Source organism: Micromonospora sp. H61, from assembly GCF_018070325.1.
GTDB classification, from domain to species: domain Bacteria; phylum Actinomycetota; class Actinomycetes; order Mycobacteriales; family Micromonosporaceae; genus Micromonospora; species Micromonospora salmantinae.
This window is the reverse complement of sequence record NZ_JAGPXY010000180.1, coordinates 1-2530: the sequence shown is the minus strand read 5'-3', so window position 1 is coordinate 2530 and position 2530 is coordinate 1. Positions and strand designations below refer to the sequence as shown.

The 2530-nt window shown below is 63.8% G+C and carries 3 protein-coding genes; 2 read left to right on the top strand and 1 reads right to left on the bottom strand.

Going from position 1 to position 2530, the window contains the following annotated elements; translation table 11 throughout:
- Positions 1-192: 192 nt before the first annotated feature.
- Positions 193-471 (bottom strand): hypothetical protein, encoded by a 279-nt coding sequence (locus tag KBX08_RS32875; RefSeq protein ID WP_374101982.1) that lies wholly within the window; start codon positions 469-471, stop codon positions 193-195.
- Positions 472-672: 201 nt separating this feature from the next.
- On the opposite strand from KBX08_RS32875, the gene KBX08_RS32870 reads away from it, so the two are divergent.
- Together KBX08_RS32870 and KBX08_RS32865 are read left to right on the top strand one after the other, a co-directional pair.
- Entirely contained in the window at positions 673-1620 is a 948-nt protein-coding gene (locus tag KBX08_RS32870) for a DUF5919 domain-containing protein (protein WP_210787645.1), read from the top strand.
- A complete protein-coding gene (locus KBX08_RS32865) occupies positions 1617-2414 on the top strand; it encodes an inositol monophosphatase (RefSeq protein WP_210787644.1) in 798 nt (265 codons plus the stop codon). Before KBX08_RS32870 ends, KBX08_RS32865 begins: the two co-directional genes overlap by 4 nt.
- Positions 2415-2530 lie beyond the last annotated feature (116 nt).

Sequence of the window (2530 nt, the reverse complement as noted above, 5' to 3'; positions counted from 1 at the left end):
GGCGAAGCCCCAGGCCGTAAACGTCGTCGATCGCCTCCTGCATCGACGCGGCCAGGTAGAACGCCAGCGCGATCGAATGACCGTAGAACTCGGTCACGAGCGCGAGCTGCGCCGGGCCACACGGCCAGGGCGCGGCGCAGTTGCGACACAGCCACGCCGGGCGCATCGGCAGGTGCGGGCGGGGGCGGGCGGTCATCCGACCCGCACGGGACGCCGCCGACGTTTGGCTTTGCTGGTCGGTTTGACGGGCAGGGCCTGCAACCGCACGCCCGCACGCATCACGTACAGCTCGCGCTGCGCGACCGCGTCGCCCGCCGAATTCAGCTGGTAGCCCTCAATCCAGACCCACCCGTCGTACGTGTGCCGCTCGGGCAGCTCGCGGATGACGCGTACGAAGATCGGGCGTAGGAACTGCACGCTCGCGGCGGTCGTCAGGTAGACCATGTCGCCGGCCTTCATTGTCCCGATCACTGCGACACCCGCCAGGTGGCCCGCGCAGCTTGTTTCTCTTCCGCCATGCGCCGAACCTGCCAGGCGCGGCCATCACCATCCATCACAGCGGGTAGTACCTGAGCAGGTAACTTTCATCCACCTCGAATGTCGATCGGCTCCGGCTATATGACCGCCGGATACGCTGACCCACCACCCCACATTCGGGAAGGAGCCACACGAATGAGCGTTAGGGCAGCCGCAGCGTTCACCGTGCCCCCTCCGCTCTGGGACGACACCGACATGATCGACGCCTTGGCCGCCCGCGACATTGCACAGGTTTTCCGCTTGGTCCAGCGGGTAACCCGCGCCAGCCACACCCACCTCGGCGTTGCTACAGGCCTCAGTCAGGCTCAGGTCAGCGAGATCATCAGCGGCACCCGTCGGGTCAGCAGCATCGACGTACTAATCCGCATTTGCAGCGGCCTTGCAATGCCTGGCCACGCGCGGATGACGCTGCTTCTTGGCGAACACCCGTCCCAGGCCACGTCCCGTCCTGCCGGTAACGGTGGCAACCGCACGCGGGCAACTACCGCCCAGGCCGAACGCGCCGCGGGCAGCCGACCGGTCAACGAAGGTATCCGAGAGCGGTACGCCGATGTCACCGCGATCTACTCCAGCCGGTCGGAGTTCACCGCGAAGTTGCCACCACACGTCCTCTTCGACGACGCTAAGGACATTCGGGCTGCCGGACTGTCGCTCAACATTCTCTGCCAGCAGTATGCCGACAACCAACTCCTCAAACTCCTGGCCGCCGGCGCCCATCTCCGCTGCATGTTTCTCGACCCCGCCGGCGAGGCAATTAGAAGGCAAGAGCGTGAGGACGACTATCCAGACGGTCACCTCAGCGCGCTCACCGAACTCAACATCCAGAATCTCGCCGGGCGCATCCGCAATCGGCTCCCGGCGGATGCTCGCGAACGCCTGGCTATCCGCGTGTACGACGAAACCGTCCGCGCCAACGTGCTCTTGATTGACGACCGACTCTGCATCATCCAGCCCTATCTACCGCAGATGCGCGGAGTTGACTCCCCGACGATGGTCGTCGAGCGCAACTCTCTCACTCCCGGCCTCTACCCGGTGTACGACGGGATGTTCACCTCACTGTGGGAACGCAGCCGGGACCTATGAACAACTTTGCACGCCTCCTGCCCCTCGCACACGAGGCTGTCGACCTGGCGCACCACATCATGAGGACCCTGAGGCCAGGCACACTCACCAGCAAGGGTGACCGCGACATGGCATCCGAGGTGGACTACGCCATCGAGCAACAGGTCCGCGACCTCCTGGCTGCCAAGGCACCCGAGATTGGCTTCCTCGGCGAGGAGCACGGCTTGAGTGGCGATGCCACCGAACTCATGTGGGCACTCGATCCGGTCGACGGCACCGTCAACTTCGTGCACGGCTCACCCCTGTGCGCCATTTCCCTCGGTCTTATCCGCAGAAGAAGATCGGTCCTAGGCGTCATCGACCTACCGTTCCTAGGAACCCGCTACCACGCCGCCGAAGGATACGGCGCTTTCGCCAACGAGGAGCGTATTTACTCCAGCCGTACAGCAGACTTGAAAGACGCCGTCGTCGCTATCGGCGACTACGCCGTAGGGGTTGATGCGGCAACTAAGAACGCTCAGCGGCTCGCGATCACACATCGACTAGCTCGGAATGTTCAACGGATCCGCATGCACGGATCGGCCGCAATTGACCTGGCATGGCTCGCCCACGGCAAGATCGATGCCTTCATCATGCTCAACAACAAGCCATGGGACACGGCTGCGGGCGTCGTGATCGCCAGGGAGTCTGGCGTTCAGTTGGTCGACATCGACGGAACGCCACACAGTGCGGACTCCGCTGCGACGGTCGGCGGGAACGATCGGATCCTTCCGCTCGTTCTCACGCTCGTGCAGCAGTCTCTTGCCACGCCGTGATCCCACTAGCTCGTTCGTGACTTCACCGGACATGACGTGTCCACAGATTCTCGATGCAGACGAGAAGGGGCGGACCTCACCAGCATGGCAGCCAAGAAGCGATCTCTCATTGGTGG